General features: G+C 62.6%; 16 protein-coding genes and 1 tRNA gene. 9 read left to right on the top strand and 8 right to left on the bottom strand.

Features of this window, described 5'->3' with window-relative positions; genetic code table 11:
• Positions 1 to 33 precede the first annotated feature (33 nt).
• On the top strand, positions 34 to 351 hold the full coding sequence (locus J5J83_RS11050) for a DUF2322 family protein (RefSeq protein ID WP_212349067.1): 318 nt from the start codon (positions 34 to 36) through the stop codon (positions 349 to 351).
• An 82-nt stretch (positions 352 to 433) separates the two neighbouring features.
• On the opposite strand, the gene secF is transcribed toward J5J83_RS11050, so the two are convergent.
• The 5 genes from secF to queA all read right to left on the bottom strand — a co-directional run bounded on the left by secF (position 434) and on the right by queA (position 5,939).
• Positions 434 to 1,366 carry a protein translocase subunit SecF gene (gene secF / locus J5J83_RS11045; protein ID WP_212349065.1) on the bottom strand — a complete coding sequence of 311 codons (933 nt, stop codon included), beginning with the start codon at positions 1,364 to 1,366 and terminating at the stop codon, positions 434 to 436.
• Positions 1,367 to 1,389: 23 nt separating this feature from the next.
• Positions 1,390 to 3,255, bottom strand: coding sequence for a protein translocase subunit SecD (secD, locus tag J5J83_RS11040; protein ID WP_212349063.1), 1,866 nt, complete (start codon positions 3,253 to 3,255; stop codon positions 1,390 to 1,392).
• A gap of 153 nt (positions 3,256 to 3,408) precedes the next feature.
• Complete coding sequence (gene yajC, locus J5J83_RS11035) at positions 3,409 to 3,735, bottom strand: preprotein translocase subunit YajC (RefSeq protein WP_212349061.1); 327 nt, start codon at positions 3,733 to 3,735, stop codon at positions 3,409 to 3,411.
• A 67-nt stretch (positions 3,736 to 3,802) separates the two neighbouring features.
• Positions 3,803 to 4,915, bottom strand: a complete 1,113-nt coding sequence (tgt, locus tag J5J83_RS11030) for a tRNA guanosine(34) transglycosylase Tgt (RefSeq protein WP_212349059.1) — start codon at positions 4,913 to 4,915, stop codon at positions 3,803 to 3,805.
• Positions 4,905 to 5,939, bottom strand: a complete 1,035-nt coding sequence (queA, locus tag J5J83_RS11025) for a tRNA preQ1(34) S-adenosylmethionine ribosyltransferase-isomerase QueA (protein ID WP_212349057.1) — start codon at positions 5,937 to 5,939, stop codon at positions 4,905 to 4,907. Before queA ends, tgt begins: the two co-directional genes overlap by 11 nt.
• Positions 5,940 to 6,000: 61 nt before the next feature.
• On the opposite strand from queA, the gene J5J83_RS11020 reads away from it, so the two are divergent.
• Positions 6,001 to 6,087: transfer RNA gene (locus tag J5J83_RS11020), tRNA-Leu, on the top strand.
• A gap of 152 nt (positions 6,088 to 6,239) precedes the next feature.
• Here the strand turns inward: J5J83_RS11020 and nhaR are convergent.
• Positions 6,240 to 7,145 carry a transcriptional activator NhaR gene (nhaR, locus tag J5J83_RS11015; protein ID WP_212349055.1) on the bottom strand — a complete coding sequence of 302 codons (906 nt, stop codon included), beginning with the start codon at positions 7,143 to 7,145 and terminating at the stop codon, positions 6,240 to 6,242.
• A gap of 128 nt (positions 7,146 to 7,273) precedes the next feature.
• On the opposite strand from nhaR, the gene J5J83_RS11010 reads away from it, so the two are divergent.
• From J5J83_RS11010 to tilS, 4 genes are all read left to right on the top strand, one after another.
• A complete protein-coding gene (locus tag J5J83_RS11010; protein WP_212349052.1) occupies positions 7,274 to 7,621 on the top strand; it encodes an HPF/RaiA family ribosome-associated protein in 348 nt (115 codons plus the stop codon).
• A gap of 73 nt (positions 7,622 to 7,694) precedes the next feature.
• Positions 7,695 to 8,360 carry a Bax inhibitor-1/YccA family protein gene (locus tag J5J83_RS11005; protein WP_212349050.1) on the top strand — a complete coding sequence of 222 codons (666 nt, stop codon included), beginning with the start codon at positions 7,695 to 7,697 and terminating at the stop codon, positions 8,358 to 8,360.
• Between the two features lie 129 nt (positions 8,361 to 8,489).
• Positions 8,490 to 9,455 carry an acetyl-CoA carboxylase carboxyltransferase subunit alpha gene (locus tag J5J83_RS11000; protein ID WP_212349048.1) on the top strand — a complete coding sequence of 322 codons (966 nt, stop codon included), beginning with the start codon at positions 8,490 to 8,492 and terminating at the stop codon, positions 9,453 to 9,455.
• Entirely contained in the window at positions 9,427 to 10,788 is a 1,362-nt protein-coding gene (tilS, locus tag J5J83_RS10995) for a tRNA lysidine(34) synthetase TilS (RefSeq protein ID WP_212349045.1), read from the top strand. Before J5J83_RS11000 ends, tilS begins: the two co-directional genes overlap by 29 nt.
• Here tilS and J5J83_RS10990 read toward each other — a convergent pair.
• Together J5J83_RS10990 and J5J83_RS10985 are read right to left on the bottom strand one after the other, a co-directional pair.
• Positions 10,778 to 11,383 (bottom strand): response regulator, encoded by a 606-nt coding sequence (locus J5J83_RS10990; protein ID WP_212349043.1) that lies wholly within the window; start codon positions 11,381 to 11,383, stop codon positions 10,778 to 10,780. The two genes, tilS and J5J83_RS10990, sit on opposite strands and share 11 nt — an antisense overlap.
• On the bottom strand, positions 11,380 to 13,362 hold the full coding sequence (locus J5J83_RS10985; protein WP_212349041.1) for an ATP-binding protein: 1,983 nt from the start codon (positions 13,360 to 13,362) through the stop codon (positions 11,380 to 11,382). Before J5J83_RS10985 ends, J5J83_RS10990 begins: the two co-directional genes overlap by 4 nt.
• 248 nt (positions 13,363 to 13,610) lie before the next feature.
• Here J5J83_RS10985 and J5J83_RS10980 point away from each other — a divergent pair, with 248 nt between their 5' ends.
• The 3 genes from J5J83_RS10980 (at position 13,611) to J5J83_RS10970 (ending at position 16,689) form a co-directional block, all read left to right on the top strand.
• Positions 13,611 to 14,615: a TRAP transporter substrate-binding protein gene (locus J5J83_RS10980; RefSeq protein WP_212349039.1), complete on the top strand. Its 1,005-nt coding sequence runs from the start codon at positions 13,611 to 13,613 to the stop codon at positions 14,613 to 14,615.
• Between the two features lie 67 nt (positions 14,616 to 14,682).
• A complete protein-coding gene (locus tag J5J83_RS10975) occupies positions 14,683 to 15,387 on the top strand; it encodes a TRAP transporter small permease (RefSeq protein ID WP_212349037.1) in 705 nt (234 codons plus the stop codon).
• A 15-nt stretch (positions 15,388 to 15,402) separates the two neighbouring features.
• Positions 15,403 to 16,689: a TRAP transporter large permease subunit gene (locus J5J83_RS10970; protein WP_212349035.1), complete on the top strand. Its 1,287-nt coding sequence runs from the start codon at positions 15,403 to 15,405 to the stop codon at positions 16,687 to 16,689.
• The last annotated feature ends 31 nt before the right edge of the window (positions 16,690 to 16,720 follow it).

Below are 16,720 nucleotides of genomic sequence, written 5' to 3'. Positions count from 1 at the left end.
TGGCGTTTTTTATCGAGAACGGAGTGATGAAGGATGGCATTTGCCGACAACCTCAAGCAGTTGCCCAAGGTATCCCACCTGGCCGCGATCAACCTGATCGACGCGGCGGACGCGGTGGTCGCGACCATCGAGAACAAGCCCGGCCAGGGCGGTTCGCTGGCGGTGTACAACCATCTGGCCCAGATTCATGGTGCGATCACGCCCGAGGCGGCATCGAAGGGCCTGGAGCTGTATGCCGAGCATACCGAGGATGCGCGCATGAACCCGGGCAAGCATCCGAACATCGACCGCCTGATCGGCCTGATCGAGCGCGGTGAGACATTACGGGTCAAGCAGGTGTTCGCCGTCTGAGCGGCTGTCGTGCAGAAGGCAGGGCCATGACATGAAAAAGGGCACCGACCGGTGCCCTTCTTGATTGTGGAGCATGGCGTACTCAGACCACGGCCTCTTCCTTTTCTTTCTTCGGCTTGATGAACTGCTCGCGCGAGACGCCAAGCCACATCACCAGCGGACTGGCTACCAGTACCGAGGAATAGATGCCGAACAGGATGCCGATGGTCAGGGCGAGGGCGAAGTAATACAGCGTCTCGCCGCCGAATACCAGCATCGCCAGCACCATCATCTGGGTGCTGCCGTGCGTGATCACGGTCCGAGAGATCGTGCTGGTGATGGCGTGGTTGAGCACATCGGGGGTGCTCATGGCGCGCTTCTTCTTGAAGGTTTCCCGCACGCGGTCGAACACGACCACCGACTCGTTGACCGAATAGCCCAGCACAGCCAGGACCGCCGCCAGCACCGGCAGCGAAAACTCCCACTGGAAGAAGGCAAAAAAGCCGAGGATGATGATGACGTCGTGCAGGTTGGCGATGATGGCCGATACCGCGAAGCGCCATTCGAAACGCACAGCCAGATACAGCATGATGCCCACGATCACCAGCAGCAGCGCCATTGCGCCATCGGTCGCGAGCTCCTTGCCGACCTGCGGCCCGACGAATTCCACCCGGCGCAGCTCGGCCTTGGGGCCATCGATTGTGCCCAGCGTGTTCATCACCCGCTCGGATACGCGGTTGGTATCGAGATCCTCCCGGTTCGGCAGGCGGATGAGCACGTCGCGCGCGCTGCCGAAGTTCTGCACCTGAGCGTCCGGATAGCCGTCCTTGCCCAGTGCGTCGCGAATCGGTTCGAGCCGCGCCGAATCGGCGTAGCTCACCTCGATCAGCGTGCCGCCGGTGAACTCCACCGACAGGTGCAGGCCCCGGGTGGCGAGGAAGAACACGGCCAGGATGAAGGTGATCAACGAAATGATGTTGAACACCAGCGCATGGCGCATGAACGGGATGTCTTTCTTGATGCGGAAAAATTCCATGATTGCGTGTCCTCGTCTTCCGCTCAGTTGTTACCCGGTTTCCACACCTGGCCGATGGCCAGCGATTCCACCTTGCGACGGCGGCCGTAGATCAGGTTGATCATCATCCGCGATACCAGCACCGCACTGAACATCGAGGTCAGGATGCCCAGGCAATGCACGACCGCAAATCCGCGCACAGGACCGGATCCGAACACCAGCAGCGCAATGCCTGCAATCAGGGTGGTGATGTTGGAGTCGAGAATGGTGTCAAAGGCGCGGTCGTAACCTGCCGCGATGGCCGCCTGCGGGGTCGAGCCATTGCGCAGTTCCTCTCGGATGCGTTCGTTGATGAGCACGTTGGCGTCGATGGCCATGCCCAGCGTCAGTGCCATGGCGGCGATGCCCGGCAGGGTGAGGGTGGCCTGCAGCAGCGACAGCAGCGCCACCAGCAACAACAGGTTGGCCGCCAGGGCGATGGTGGAAACCACGCCGAACAGGGCGTAATACGCACACATGAACACCGCGATGGCGAGGAAACCCCACAGCGTGGAGTTGAAGCCCTTGGCGATGTTCTCCGCGCCCAGGCTCGGTCCGACCGTGCGCTCCTCGATGATCTCCATCGGTGCCGCGAGCGATCCCGCGCGCAGCAGCAGTGCGACATCGTTGGCTTCGGTGGTGGTCATGCGTCCGGATATCTGCACTCGCCCGCCACCGATCTCGCCACGGATTACCGGCGCGGTCACCACCTCGCCCTTGCCCTTCTCGATCAGCAGGATCGCCATGCGCTTGCCGACATTTTCGCGCGTCACATCACGGAAGATACGGGCGCCGGCGGCGTCCAGCGTAAGATGGACCGCCGCCTCGTTGGTCTGGCTGTCGAACCCGGGCTGCGCATCGGTCAGGCGGTCGCCGGTCAGGACCACTTGTTTCTTCACCAGCAACGGCTGGCCGCCGCGTTCGGAATAGAGCTCGGTGCCGAATGGCACGTTGCCGGCCAACGCGTTTTCCAGCGCACCCGGCGTGTCATCGACCATGCGCACTTCGAGCGTGGCCGTGCGCCCGAGGATGTCCTTGGCCTTGGCCACGTCCTGCACGCCAGGCAGCTGGACGACAATGCGTTCGGCGCCCTGTTGCTGGATCACCGGCTCGGCGACACCGAGTTCGTTGATGCGGTTGTGCAACGTAGTGATGTTCTGCTTGATGGCGAAGTCGCGCATGGTCTGCTGCGCTTGCGCCGTCAGCGTGGCCACCAGCTTGAAGTCGTCACTGCCGTCGTCGCGGTCAGTGAGCTGGAGGTCCTTGGTGCTGTCCTGGATGGCGCGCCGGCCGGCTTCGCGTTGTTCGGCATCGCGGAAGCGGATGTGGATCGTATTGCCTTCGCGGGTGATGCCGGCATGGCGGACGTTCTTGTCGCGCATCAGCGTGCGCAGATCGCCCGTGGTCGAGTCGAGACGCTTGGTAAGGGCGCCGGGCATGTCGACCTGAAGCAGGAAGTGCACACCGCCGCGCAGGTCCAGCCCGAGATACATCGGCAGCGCGTGAATCGCGGTGAGCCAGGAAGGCGAGGCCGACAGCAGGTTCAGGGCGACGACGTAGGAGGGGTCCTGGGGATTCGGATTGAAGGCGCGCTCGATGGCGTCCTTCGCCCTGATCTGGATGTCGGTGCTGGCAAAGCGGGCACGTACGCTGGTGGCGTCGGAGAATATCCCGTTATGTTCGATGCCTGCGCTGCGCAGCGCTTCCGCCACTTGGCTGGTGACGGCGGTCGGGTCGAGCCTGAGCGTGGCCTTGCCGCTGGAAACCTGTACCGCGGGCACTTCGCCGTAGAAGTTGGGCAACGTATAGATCAGGCCCCACAACAGGACAAGCCCGATGAGGATGTTCTTCCAGAGTGGATAGCGATTCATTGTAGAGGGCTGTGCGGTGAGGATGAGGTTGCTGCGATCGGACACGCCCGGGAGCGGGTCGCTCGCTCAACGAGAAAGGCATCCCCGGCGCCTCGGCAGCGCAGGAGTGTCGCTCGCGGGGCCGGCGCGGGCCGCCCCCGGGTTGAAAACGGCTCAGAGGGCCTTCAGTGTGCCCTTGGGTAACACCATTGCGACGGCCTGCTTCTGCACCGCGACGACGGTGTTGGCCGCGATCTCGACCTGCACGAAGCTGTCGCCGACATCGGTGACGCGGCCGGCGATGCCACCACCGGTGACGACCTCATCGCCCTTGCTCAGGGCCTCGACCATGGCCTTGTGCTCCTTCGCTTTCTTCATCTGCGGGCGGATCATCAGGAACCACAGGACCACGAACATCAGGATCAGAGGCAGCATGCCCATCAGTCCGCCGGTCGGGTCGGCTGCGCCTGCGGCTTGAGCGTATGCGTTGGAAATCAGCACGTTGTTACTCCAGAGTTTGCAAAAAGCGTTGAATTATAGCAGCGAAGCCATGTTGCCCTCGTGACGATCAGGCGGTTCCGGTACTGCGCTCACTGCGGAAGCGCTGGACGAACGCACCAAAGGCGTCGGTGGCGATGGATTCACGAATCTCGGCGGTGAGCATCTGGTAGTAGCGCAGGTTGTGGATGGTGTTGAGCATGCTGCCCAGAATCTCGCCGGTACGGTGAAGGTGGTGCAGGTAAGCCCTGCTGAAGTTGCGACAGGTATAGCAGTCGCAGGTGGGGTCGAGCGGACGGGTATCAAGCTTGTGCGCTGCATTTTTTATCTTGATGTCGCCAAACCGGGTAAATAGCCAGCCATTGCGGGCATTGCGGGTCGGCATCACGCAGTCGAACATGTCGATACCGGCGGCAACACCTTCGACAATGTCCTCTGGCGTTCCCACGCCCATCAGGTAACGCGGTTTATCCGTCGGCAGGCGCGGGGCAGTATGGGCAAGGATGCGCTGCATGTCTTCCTTGGGTTCGCCCACGGACAGGCCGCCGATGGCAAAGCCGTGGAAGCCGATTTCATCGAGCGCGGCGAGCGACTCGTCGCGGAGGTCTTCGTACATGCCGCCCTGGACGATGCCGAAAAGTGCGTTGGTGTTTTCCAGTCGATCGAATTCATCGCGCGAGCGCTGTGCCCAACGTTGCGACAGTCGCATCGACTTGGCCGCTTCGTCGCGGCTTGCCGGATAGGGCGTGCACTCGTCGAAGATCATGACCACGTCGGAATCCAGCGTGTGCTGGATCTGCATCGAGATCTCGGGGGTGAGAAAGCACTTTGCGCCGTCGATCGGGCTGGCGAATTTCACCCCTTCCTCGGTGATCTTGCGCAGCGCGCCCAGGCTGAAGACCTGAAATCCGCCCGAGTCGGTGAGGATGGGCTTGTTCCAGCCCATGAAGCCATGTAGTCCGCCGTGCGCGGCGACGACGTCGAGGCCGGGGCGCAGCCACAGATGGAAGGTGTTGCCAAGACAGATCTGTGCGCCGATGCCTTCGAGCATGTCCGGGGTCATGGCCTTGACCGTGCCGTAGGTGCCGACGGGCATGAATACGGGCGTTTCAACGACGCCGTGTGCCAGCGTCAGGCGGCCGCGACGGGCGCCGCCGCTGGTGGTGAGGAGTTCAAACTGCATGATCGTTCCGGGTCAGGAGCATGGCGTCGCCGTAGCTGAAGAAGCGATAGCGCTGGGCAATGGCGTGGCGGTAGGCTTGACGCATGGTTTCCATGCCGGCAAAGGCGGAGACAAGCATCAGCAGGGTGGATTTGGGCAGGTGGAAATTGGTGATCAGCGCGTCGACAACGCGGAAACGGAAGCCGGGTAGGATGAAAATCTCCGTTTCTCCCGTGCCGGCCAGCAGCGGGCCGTCCTGCGCGGCCGCTTCGAGTGCGCGCATGCTGGTGGTGCCGACCGCGATCACGCGTCCGCCCGCGGCGCGGGTGGCGTCGATGGCGTCGACCGTTTCCTGCGGAATCACATAGCGTTCGCGGTGCATGCGATGCTCGCCGAGGTCGTCTACACGGACCGGCTGGAAGGTGCCAGCGCCGACATGGAGGGTGAGCCACGCGCACTTCACTCCGCACTGGGCAAGGCGTTCGAGCAGCGCCTGATCGAAGTGAAGACCGGCCGTCGGTGCGGCGACCGAGCCCGGCGAGCGGGCGTACACCGTCTGGTAGCGGCTTTCGTCCGTGTCACCTGCCGCACGCTGGATATAGGGCGGCAGCGGCAGCTTGCCGTGCCGCTCGAGCAGGACGACGAGGTCTTCGGTGTCGGGGAAGCGCAGGTGGAAGAATTCGCCTGCGCGGCCGAGCACGGTGACATCGAAGGCATCGGCCAGACGCAGGGTGCTGCCGGGCTTGGGAGACTTCGACGCGCGAATCTGGGCAAGCGCTTCGTGGGGGCCGATGGGGCGCTCGATCAGCACCTCGATGTGGCCGCCGGAGGCCTTCGTGCCATACAGTCGGGCATGAAGCACGCGGGTATCGTTGAATACCAGCAGATCGCCCGCGCGCAGGTACTCGGGCAAGTCTGCAAACTGCCGGTCATCAAGAGTGTCACCTACGATCAGCAGACGGCTTGCACTGCGCTCGGCGAGCGGTGCTTGCGCGATCAGCTCGGGCGGAAGGTCGTAATCGAAATCGTTGAGGGTCAAAGGCATCAATTCACCGTAACGGCTTGCCGCAATCGGTCATGTTCAGTGATAATGCGAGCCCTTCCCTGCCGGGATGGCGGAATCGGTAGACGCAGCGGATTCAAAATCCGCCGCTGGTAACAGTGTGAGGGTTCGAGTCCCTCTCCCGGCACCAGGCAAGTCGGCGCGCATCGAAAGCGGCGGATTCTAGCAGCTTTCGTCAAAACCCTTTTGTGTCAGCTTGACCGTTCCGTCCGGCTGCATGTTGCGGCGGTGGCGATGCCCGGGACCGCGCGCCGCAGTCCGGCGCGGATAACACCCTACTTTTCACCCGGCTTTTTCCGGTGCGGCCTGCATCGGTGCGGCGCTGCTGATCGCGCGTACCGCAGGATGCGTCAGGCGGCGCTCCACCGAAATCGCGTAGAAGGACTCCATGACGCTCTCGGCGGTGCCGAGCTTGAGCACCCCATGCTGGCGGCAGACTTCGTCCGCGATCAGGTCTGCCGTAGGAAAGATCCCGACGCCGGCTTCGCCGAAGGCGTTCATCAAGGCGCTATCGTCGAATTCGCCCACGATGCGCGGGCGCACCTTGCTCTCTTCCAGCCAGCGCAGCAGCGGGCGCCGCACCGAGGCGTCCGCGCCCGGAAGCAGCAGCGGCGCGCCGTCCAGGCAAGCGGGGAAGGCGCCCTTCAGTGTCGCGGTGACGGCTGGTGTGGCGAAGAAGCTGACCGGCGACTCTCCCAGTTTGTGGCTGTAGCCGCGTACATCCATATTGGGCGGGAGCGGGCTGTCGGCAAGCACGACGTCGAGCTTGTGCACCGCAAGCTCACCCAGCAGCTGATCGAGCTTGCTCTCGCGGCAGACGATGCGCATCGGTTCGGGGATCGCCATCGAGGGGGCCAGCAGCACATAGGCAATCGCTTTCGGAACGACGTCCGATACGCCGACGCGGAACGGAAGCGCACGTCCGGCCGAGCGCGTGCTCAGCGCGTCCTCGAGTTCGTTGCCCAGGCGAAAGATCTCCTCCGCGTAATCGAGCACCATGTCGCCGGTTTCTGTCAGCACCAGCCTGCGCCCCTGACGGCGGAAAAGACTGACGCCGAGGGTGGTTTCGAGTGCCGCAATCTGTCCGGACAGCGTCTGCGGTGCGAGGCCGCTGCGTTCGCTGGCCCGCACGACACCGCCAGCGCGGGCGACGCTCCAGAAATGATGAAGCTGCTTGAAATTGATCATCGCGCCTATTGTTCGAAAAAACCAGATTAACATTCAGTTGAACCCGGAGTTTATCGAACAGTCTGAGCCTTAGCATCCGAACTGTGTTTGAGCAGGACGGTGAATGCTTCAGACCTAGGAGACAAAGTATGCGAATCGATCTGCATTGTGATGGCGTGGAAGCGGCACCGGGGCTGCAGGATTACGTGGCACGGCGCATGCGCTTTGCGATCGGCCGGTTTCGTGATCATATCCAGTGGGCCAGAGTGAAGGTGGCGGACGTCAATGGACCGAGGGGCGGCGCGGACAAGCGCTGCGTGGTGCAGTTGAGGCTGCGCAATCTGCCCGACGTCGTGTTCGCCATTACTCAGCTCGATGTGCGCGCGGCGGTGGACGAGGCTGCGGACCGCGTGTCGCGCGTGCTGGCCCAGCGCCTGCGGCGCACGCGACGGGTCGTACACACCCGCGCCGCGGCGCTGACCGAAATGCCGGCCTGAAGACCGGGCGCGGCTGAAAATCTAACGACAAACGGGATTGCGGCGTTGCCGCACGAATCAAGGAGAGTCACACATGGAAAATCGCATTGCCTCGATGACCCGGTCGGAAGCCTCGGCGCTTTCGACCAACAAGGTCATTCGAAACACCTACATGCTGCTGTCGCTGACGCTTGCCTTCTCCGCCCTGACGGCGGGGCTGTCGATGGCGATGGGGGCTCCGCGACTCGGCATCATCGTCACGCTGGTGGGCTATTTCGGTTTGCTGTTCCTGACCACGAAGTTCCGCAACAGTAGTCTGGGCGTGCTGTTCGTGTTTGCGCTGACCGGTTTCATGGGTTTCACCCTGGGACCGATCATCTCGCACTACCTGGCGCTGCCTAACGGCACGCAGGTGGTGATTCAGGCGATGGGCGGCACGGCGGCCATCTTCCTCGGGCTGTCGGCCTATGCGCTGACGACGCGCAAGGATTTCTCCTTCATGGGCGGCTTCCTGATGGTCGGCATCCTGGTGGCTTTCCTGGCCGGACTGGGGGCGGTGTTTTTCGATATGGCGGGCCTGTCGCTGGCAGTATCGGCGATGTTCGTGCTGCTGATGTCGGGGCTGATCCTCTACGAAACCAGCAATATCATCCATGGTGGAGAAACCAACTATGTGATGGCGACGGTCACCTTGTACGTGACGATCTACAATCTCTTTACCAGTCTGCTGCACTTGCTGGGATTCATGAGCGACGACTGATCCCTCAAGATTGGTCCGGACTTGGGGGCGGTTGCCGCAGGGCAGTCGCCCCCTTGCTTTTGCGTTTGCTGCCATTGCACGGTGCGCGAGCGGTTACAATGGGCGACTTTTTTCAACGGGAAAGGTCAGATGAAGACCACCTTTCTGGACTTCGAACATTCGATTGCCGAGCTTGAAGGCAAGATTGAGCAGTTGCGATTCGTGCAGGATGATTCTGCGGTCGATATCTCCGAAGAGATCGGTCGGCTCGAGGCCAAGAGTCTGACCATGACCAAGGATCTGTACGGCAAACTTACGCCGTGGCAGATCGCGCAGGTCGCCCGCCATCCGCAGCGCCCGTATACCCTCGACTACGTTCAGCACATCTTTACGGATTTCGAGGAGTTGCATGGCGATCGCGCCTTTGCCGACGACAAGGCCATCGTCGGTGGCCTGGCCCGCTTCAACGGCCAGAGCTGCGTGGTCATCGGCCACCAGAAGGGACGCGACACCAAGGAAAAGATCGTGCGCAACTTCGGCATGCCCCGTCCCGAGGGCTACCGCAAGGCGATGCGGCTGATGAAACTGGCGGAGAAGTTTGGTCTGCCGGTGTTTACCTTCGTCGATACCCCCGGCGCCTATCCAGGCATCGGCGCCGAAGAGCGTGGCCAGTCAGAGGCGATCGGGCACAATCTGTATGTGATGGCCGAACTCAAGGTGCCGCTGATCTGCACCATCATCGGCGAGGGCGGGTCCGGTGGCGCGCTGGCGATCGCGGTGGGCGATCAGGTCATGATGCTGCAATACTCCACCTACTCGGTGATTTCCCCAGAAGGTTGCGCCTCCATCCTGTGGAAGAGCGCGGACAAGGCTGCCGAGGCGGCCGAGACCATGGGAATCACGGCTGCGCGGCTGAAATCCCTTGGCCTGATCGACAAGATCGTCAACGAGCCCGTCGGCGGCGCCCACCGTGACCACCGCGCCATGGCGCAGTCGCTCAAGCGTGCCCTGACCGATGCCTTGCGCCAGGTGGATTCCCTGTCTCCGACCGATCTGGTGGCCCAGCGGATGGAGAAGCTGATGAGCTATGGGCGTTTCAAGGAACTCGCAAGCTGAACGGTCGTTGCTGGACGAGGTGTCGGCGGTCCTCGAGACGGCCGGCATTGATGCATGCAGTCGTCTGTGCTGTGCGCTGTCCGGCGGCGTCGATTCGGTGGTGTTGCTCGATCTGCTGGTCGAACTGCGTTCCCGCCTTGGCTTCGATCTGCAGGCGGCGCATGTTCATCATGGCCTGAACCCGTCGGCCGGGGCTTGGCGCGATTTCTGCGTTCAGCGGTGTGCGGCGCTGGCCGTTCCGCTGCAGACGTTTGCGGTGGAGGTGGTGCGTGACCACCCCGACGGGCTCGAGGCCGCTGCCCGCGTGGCGCGTCATGACGCCCTGAAGACGGTCGTGTGCGACTGGCTGGTGTTCGGCCATCATCGGGACGACCAGGCGGAAACACTGCTGTTCAGATTGTTTCGTGGCACCGGGGTGCGGGGGGCGGGCGCGATGCGCGCGGTCGAGACCGGCGCAGCGACCGGACCGGGGCGGCTGCGTCCCTTGCTCGAGGTGGGGCGACGTGCGATCCTGGTGTGGGCCCGGCGCCGGCACCTGCAGTGGGTCGAAGACGACAGCAACCGCGACCGGCGCTTCGCCCGCAACGACATTCGCCATCGGATCCTGCCTGCCATCGAGTCCGCCTTCCCCGCCGCGTCGACGTCGATCGCGCGAGCCGCGACGCATTTCCGTGAGGCGGGGGCGCTGCTCGACGAGCTTGCCGAGGAGGACGCGCGCCGCTGTGGGGGCGACGTGCTGGGTCACGCGGCGCTATTGCGGCTGTCGGATGCGCGCTTGGCCAATCTGCTGCGTTGGCAGGCGCGTTGCCGGGGGGCGGAGGCGAGCTCGCGTGCGCGCCTGTTCGAGGCGATGCGCCAGTTGCGTACGTCAGGTGCGACCCATCCGCTGCGTGTCGATCTCGGTCCGCTGTCATGCTGTGCATACCGCGGCGAGGTCTGGCTGGAGTGGACCGCTGCAGCGCTTCCTGCAGCGTGCGAAGTCGATCTGTCCTCCCCGACGCCCGTGTCCGCCGATTGGGGCGAAGGCCGGGTGGTGTTCCGGGGCGTGCGGGGGGAGGGTATTGCGCGCTCGGCGTTGGCGTGCGATCCGGGGCCGCGACTGGTCCCGCGCTTTGCCGGGTTGCGGCTGCGGCTGGCAATGAACCGGCCTCCGCGCTCGTTCAAGAACCTGTGCCAGGAAGCTGCCATTCCACCCTGGATGCGGGACCGACTGCCCGTGCTCGAGATCGATGGCAGGGTCGCGTGGATTGGGGGGATTGGTGTCGACGCTGCTTTTGCCTGCCCGCCCCAGGCCGAGGGCGTATTGCCGGAATGGGTGCCGATCAGGTCCTGAGCGCAGTCAGCATCTGCGCCAGCTCAACGGCCGAGCGCACCATCATTTTGTCGAAGATGCGCGAGCGGTGGGCTTCCACTGTTCGCATCGAGATCGACAGTTCGTCGGCGATCACCTTGTTGAACTTTCCTTCCAGAATCAATTCCATGACCTCCCGCTCGCGTGCGGTCAAGGTGGCCAGGCGCGCTTCCACGGTGTCGCGGTCGGCGGCCGCGCGTTGGCTGGCCTCGTCCTGCGCCATCGCGCGCTGGACGTGCTCGATCAGGTCATTGTCGTTGAATGGCTTCTCGATGAAATCGAAAGCGCCCTTCTTGAGCGCGCCGACGGCCATCGGCACGTCGCCGTGACCAGTGATGAAAATGACCGGCAGCGTGCAGTTGCGGTCGAGCAGTTCGTCGAAGCACTCGAGCCCGCTCATCCCCTCCATGCGGATGTCGAGGACGATGCAACCGCGCCAGTCCGGCTGCCAGGCCTCGAGAAAGGCCTCCGCGCCCGACCACATTCTGCACGCCACGCCACGGGTGCGGAATTGCCATTGCAGGGCATCACGAATGGCTTCGTCGTCGTCGATGATGTGGGCACAGGCATCGTTCATGGGCGTTCCACCGGTAGCGTAAGGATGAAGATGGTACCGCCTGAAGGGTTCGGTTCAAACGTCAGGCGGCCATGATGCAGTTCCGCGATGGAGCGGCAGATGTTGAGGCCCATTCCCATGCCTTCATTCTTGGTGGTGAAGAACGGCTGGAAAAGATGCTCTGCTGTCTCGCCATCAATGCCGCTGCCGTGGTCGATGACGCGCACCTCGGCGGTGTTCGCCGCGGAACGGGTGCGGATGCGAATGACCCGTGATTTTGCCGGGGTGGTGCGCATCGCGTCCATGCCATTGCGTACCAGATTGACCATGATCTGCTCGATCATCACCGGGTCGGCCATGACGCGAGGCGACTGGGGCGCGAGATCGATCTCTAATCGCATCTGGCGTTTGCGCGAATCGGCCTCGACCAGACCCACGGCTTCGCGGATCACGCCGTTGAGGTCGATGGATTCATGCTTGGGCTCGGATCGACGCACGAAATCATGGACACGGCGGATGATTTCACCAGCCCTTCTCGCCTGACGCCCGATCTTTTCGTGAATTTCGCGCAGTTCGGCGGGGTCGACCTCGCCGGCGTCGATTCGGTTGATGCAGCCGCTGTTGTAGCTCGCGATGGCCGCCAGAGGCTGGTTGAGTTCGTGTGCGAGCGTGGAGGCCATTTCGCCCATGGTGATCAGGCGTGATGTCGCCTGCAGTCTTTCCTCCTGCTGGCGGGCCAGTTCGCGCGCCCGTTTCTGTTCGGTGATGTCCAGTACCGAGCCCATCCAGCCGTTGTTGTGGCCCTCGGCGTCGATCAGGGGGGCTTCGAAAATGAGGGCGCTGAAGCGCTCGCCATTCTTACGCCGCAGCGACACTTCCAGCCCGTCGGGCGGGGTGCCGCTGGCCATGACGACGTCGTGAACCTGTAGCGTGTTGTCGATCTGGTCCGGGTCCCAGTAGGGCATGGGGGGCATGGCGCCGATCAGCTCGTCGGCGCTGAATCCGGTCATGCGACAGAAGGCCGGGTTGACGTGGGTGATGCGGCCGTCGAGGTCGCGCGCCCGCAGTCCGGTGATCACCGAATCCTCCATCGCCTTGCGGAACGCCGATTCGCTGCGTAATGCCTGCTCGGCCTCCTGGCGTCGAGCAAGCTGCCGTCGCAACTGCCAAATACTCCACACGATGACCGCGCCGAAGAGCACGATGGAGGCGATCAGCAGCACTGGCATCCAGCGCGTTTCACCCTTGTAGGCGGTGATCTGCAGCGTCAGCCCGCGGCCCGGTGGCTCGAATGGGGTGGTATAGCTCAGGTGCGAGGCGAGCGGCGAAATCTTGGACTTCGCCGCGATCTCGCGTCCGTCGGGGTCGAGCACGGCGACCCGGTAGCGTTCCGAGAACCACCACGGAAGTTCTCGCGAAACGAGGTCCGAGAGCGAGTACTCCGCGACCACGACGCCTAGAAAGGCTTCCTCGGACCAAGCGGGAACATAGACTTCGAAATGGTATTCGTCGCCAAGCACAGGGTAAGCCGGGCCGTAGACCGGACGTCCCAGCGCGCGCGCCAGCTTCATCACCGACTCAGAAGGCGACGCGCCCTCGCTCTCGCCGACGACACTGGTCTCCGTCTGTGGCGGCAGCGAACCCTTCAGCGCCCCCTGGGCGTCGATCCACAGCACGCGGACGATGCCGCGATCCTGGCTCATCAGTTGGCGGAGCTGGGCCTCGGTCTGGTTCGAGGGGCGCGTGCTGCGGTCCAGCAATTCCGGCCCGATTTGCTGCAGCAGGGCTTCATTGCGGTCGAGCTGGAAGCGCAGGTTCTGCTCCATCCACAAGACATCGGTGATCAGGGCCGACTGCTGTTCCTCCGCGTCGTATTGGCGCGTGAGCCAGACCAACAAGGCGATGGTGGCAAGGAAGAAGGCGAGTGCGAAATAAGGCAGGCGGCCGATCCAGCGGTTGCGCCTTCTTGCGGAGGGACTGTTCGTGAGTGTCGAGGGCATTGAGCGGCAGCAAATGGTGGCGGCGGGCGGTTGTCCCTGCAGGGGGCTATATTGACTGATCTTATGCGCGCATCGAATGGATTTGCGGTATTCCACAATAGCGACGTTTGCGTCGATGGACCATTATCACTCCACTTTCCGGCGGGTTGCCCGCTTTCGAAGGTCTTGCCAGTGATGGTGCGCTGCGCCCCGCAGGCAGGTCGAAAACGCATCCAGTGCGTCAGTTTTTCAATTGGAGGAGATGGGTTATGAAAATTCGTGCGCTTCTGCTGGGTCTCGTCGCTGCAGGTATCACTGCTACTGCCGCTGCTGCCGATCCGATCGTCATCAAGTTCAGCCACGTCGTTGCAACCGACACCCCGAAGGGTAAGGCTGCCGAGAAGTTCAAGGAGCTGGCCGAGAAGTACACCAAGGGTGCGGTGAAGGTTGAAGTCTATGCCAACAGCACGCTGTACAAGGACAAGGAAGAGATGGAAGCGCTGCAGCTTGGCGCGGTGCAGATGCTGGCGCCGTCGCTGGCCAAGTTCGGCCCCCTCGGCGTGCGCGAATTCGAGGTGTTCGACCTGCCCTATATCTTTGACGGCTACGACGATCTGCACAAGGTCACGACCGGTCCGGTGGGCAAGATGATGCTGAGCAAGCTCGAGCCCAAGGGCATCAAGGGGCTGGCGTTCTGGGACAATGGATTCAAGTCGTTCTCGGCCAACAGCCCGATCAAGGCGCCCGAGGATCTGAAGGGCAAGAAGATGCGCATCCAGTCGTCCAAGGTGCTCGAGGAGCAGATGCGCGAACTCAAGGCCCTGCCGCAGGTGATGGCCTTCTCCGAGGTCTACCAGGCGCTGCAGACCGGCGTTGTCGATGGCACCGAGAATCCGCACTCCAACCTCTATACGCAGAAGATGCACGAGGTGCAGAGCAATGTCTCGCTGACCGAGCATGGTTACCTGGGTTATGCGGTGATCACCAACAAGAAGTTCTGGGACGGCCTGCCGTCGGATGTCCGTACCGAACTCGAGAAGGCAATGGCTGAATCCACCACGTTCGCCAACGCCATCGCCCGTGAAGAGAACGAAAAGGCGCTCGCTGCAGTGCGCGCGTCGGGCAAGACCGAGGTGTACCAGCCCACACCGGCTGAAAAGCTCGCGTTCAAGAAGGCGCTGTTGCCGGTGCACAAGAAGATGGAATCGCGGATCGGTGCCGAACTGATCCAATCCATCTACAAGGAAACCGGGTTCGACCCGTCCAAGCTCTAATTTGCCTGTACTCCAGAACGCCCGTCAGGCTCTCTCCTGACGGGCGTTTTTTGCGGGGAGACATATCATGATCAAATATCTCGATCGGCTCGAAGAGTTCATCATTGGGACCCTGATGGCGGTGGCCACTGTGGTCATCTTCGTCTCGGTAGTCCATCGCTACGGGTCCGGTTTCTCGATTCCCGTCGTGCAGGATTGGCTGCTGTCGATGAACTTCGGCTGGGCGCAGGAATTCTGCATCATCCTGTTCGTCTGGATGGCCAAGTTCGGTGCGGCCTACGGGGTGCGTACCGGCATTCACGTCGGTGTCGACATCCTCATCAACAAGGTTGGCGAGAAGCCTCGCACCGTGCTGGTCAATATCGGCCTGATATGCGGTGTCGTGTTTACCGGACTCATCGGTGTCTTCGGCGCACTGTTCATCTGGGAGAACGGCATGGCGCACGCGGTGCTGAGCCTGTTCGGCGGCGATGGTGGTGGCTATTACGAGGGGCCGACCACGCCCGACCTCGAGTGGCCGACCTGGGCGGTGTATGCAGCGGTGCCGCTCGGCTCTTTCCTGATGTGTTTCCGCTTCCTGCAGGTGATGGTCAGCTTTGCCCGGACCGGCGAACTGCCGCGGCATGACCACGGCCATGTCGAGGGGCTGGATGAGGATCAGGACGAGAGCGTTCTTCTCGAAGGCGAGGCGATTTCGCTGGCCGAGGATATCGAGCACGGACGTGCCGGCAAACCCGATTCCGGACGAGCCGACACCGGCGGCAAGCGCTAACAGGAGCATGCAAGAATGACAAATACACTTGCGATTTTTGGCCTGCTCGTCGTCCTGATGGCGATCGGCATGCCGGTAGGCGTGGCACTTGGCCTCACGGTGCTGAGTTTCATGTTCATCTTCACGGACGTTCCGCTCGAGGCGGTTGCGCTCAAGATGTTCACCGGGATCGAGAAATTCGAGATCATGGCGATCCCGTTCTTCATCCTGGCGGGCAACTTCCTCACCCATGGCGGGGTGGCCAGACGCATGATCAACTTCGCCACTGCCATGGTCGGTCACCTGCGTGGCGGACTGGGCATGTCGGCGGTGCTTGCCTGCGCACTGTTCGCCGCCGTGTCGGGTTCCAGTCCTGCGACCGTGGTGGCAATCGGCTCGATCCTGATCCCGGCGATGGTCAAGCAGGGCTACCCGGTGCGTTTTGGCGCCGGGGTGGTGGCGTCGGCCGGTGGTCTGGGTATCCTGATTCCGCCGTCCATCGTCATGGTGATGTACGCGGTGACCACCAACTCGTCGGTCGGCGCGCTGTTCATGGCAGGGGTGTTTCCGGGTTTGCTGCTGGCCGTCATGCTCGGTCTGTGCACCTGGTATGTCGCCCGGAAGAATAATTATCCGACCTTGCCGCGCGCACCCTGGAAGCTGAAGTTTCGCTACTTCAAGGATGCATTCTGGGGGCTGATGCTGATCGTCGTGGTCATGGGCGGCATCTACTCCGGCATGTTTACGCCGACCGAAGCGGCGGCAATGAGCGCGGTGTACGCCTTTTTCATCGCCGTGTTCGTGTACAAGGATCTGACCTTCAAGCAGATTCCGCGCGTGTTGCTCGACTCGGCGAACATGAGCGCGATGCTGCTGTTCATCATCGCCAGTGCGATCCTGTTCTCGTTCATCCTCACTTCGGAGCAGATTCCGCAACGCATGGCCGATGCCATTGTGGCCAGCGGCATGGGTCAGATCGGTTTCCTGGTGGTGGTAAACCTGCTGTTGCTGGTTGCCGGCGCGCTGATGGAGCCGTCGTCGATCATCCTCATCCTGGCACCGATCCTGTTCCCCGTGGCCGTCGCGCTGGGCATCGACCCGATCCACTTCGGCGTCATGATCACCGTCAACATGGAGATCGGCATGATCACGCCACCGGTGGGGCTCAACCTGTTCGTGGCGAGCGGCATTACCAATGCCGGCCTGACCGAGATGAGCAAGGCGGTGATGCCGTGGTTGTACACCATGTTGGCATTCCTGATGATGATTACTTACATTCCGAGCATCTCGACCTTCCTGCCCAGGGCACTGGGCATGATGTAAGCTGCAGGCGTTGCGGCACACCGCAAAACCC

Origin of the sequence: Azoarcus sp. L1K30, assembly GCF_018122735.1 — a bacterium.
GTDB lineage: Bacteria > Pseudomonadota > Gammaproteobacteria > Burkholderiales > Rhodocyclaceae > Parazoarcus.
The sequence above is the reverse complement of the archived record's forward strand: the minus strand, read 5'-3'. Positions and strand labels throughout refer to the sequence as shown.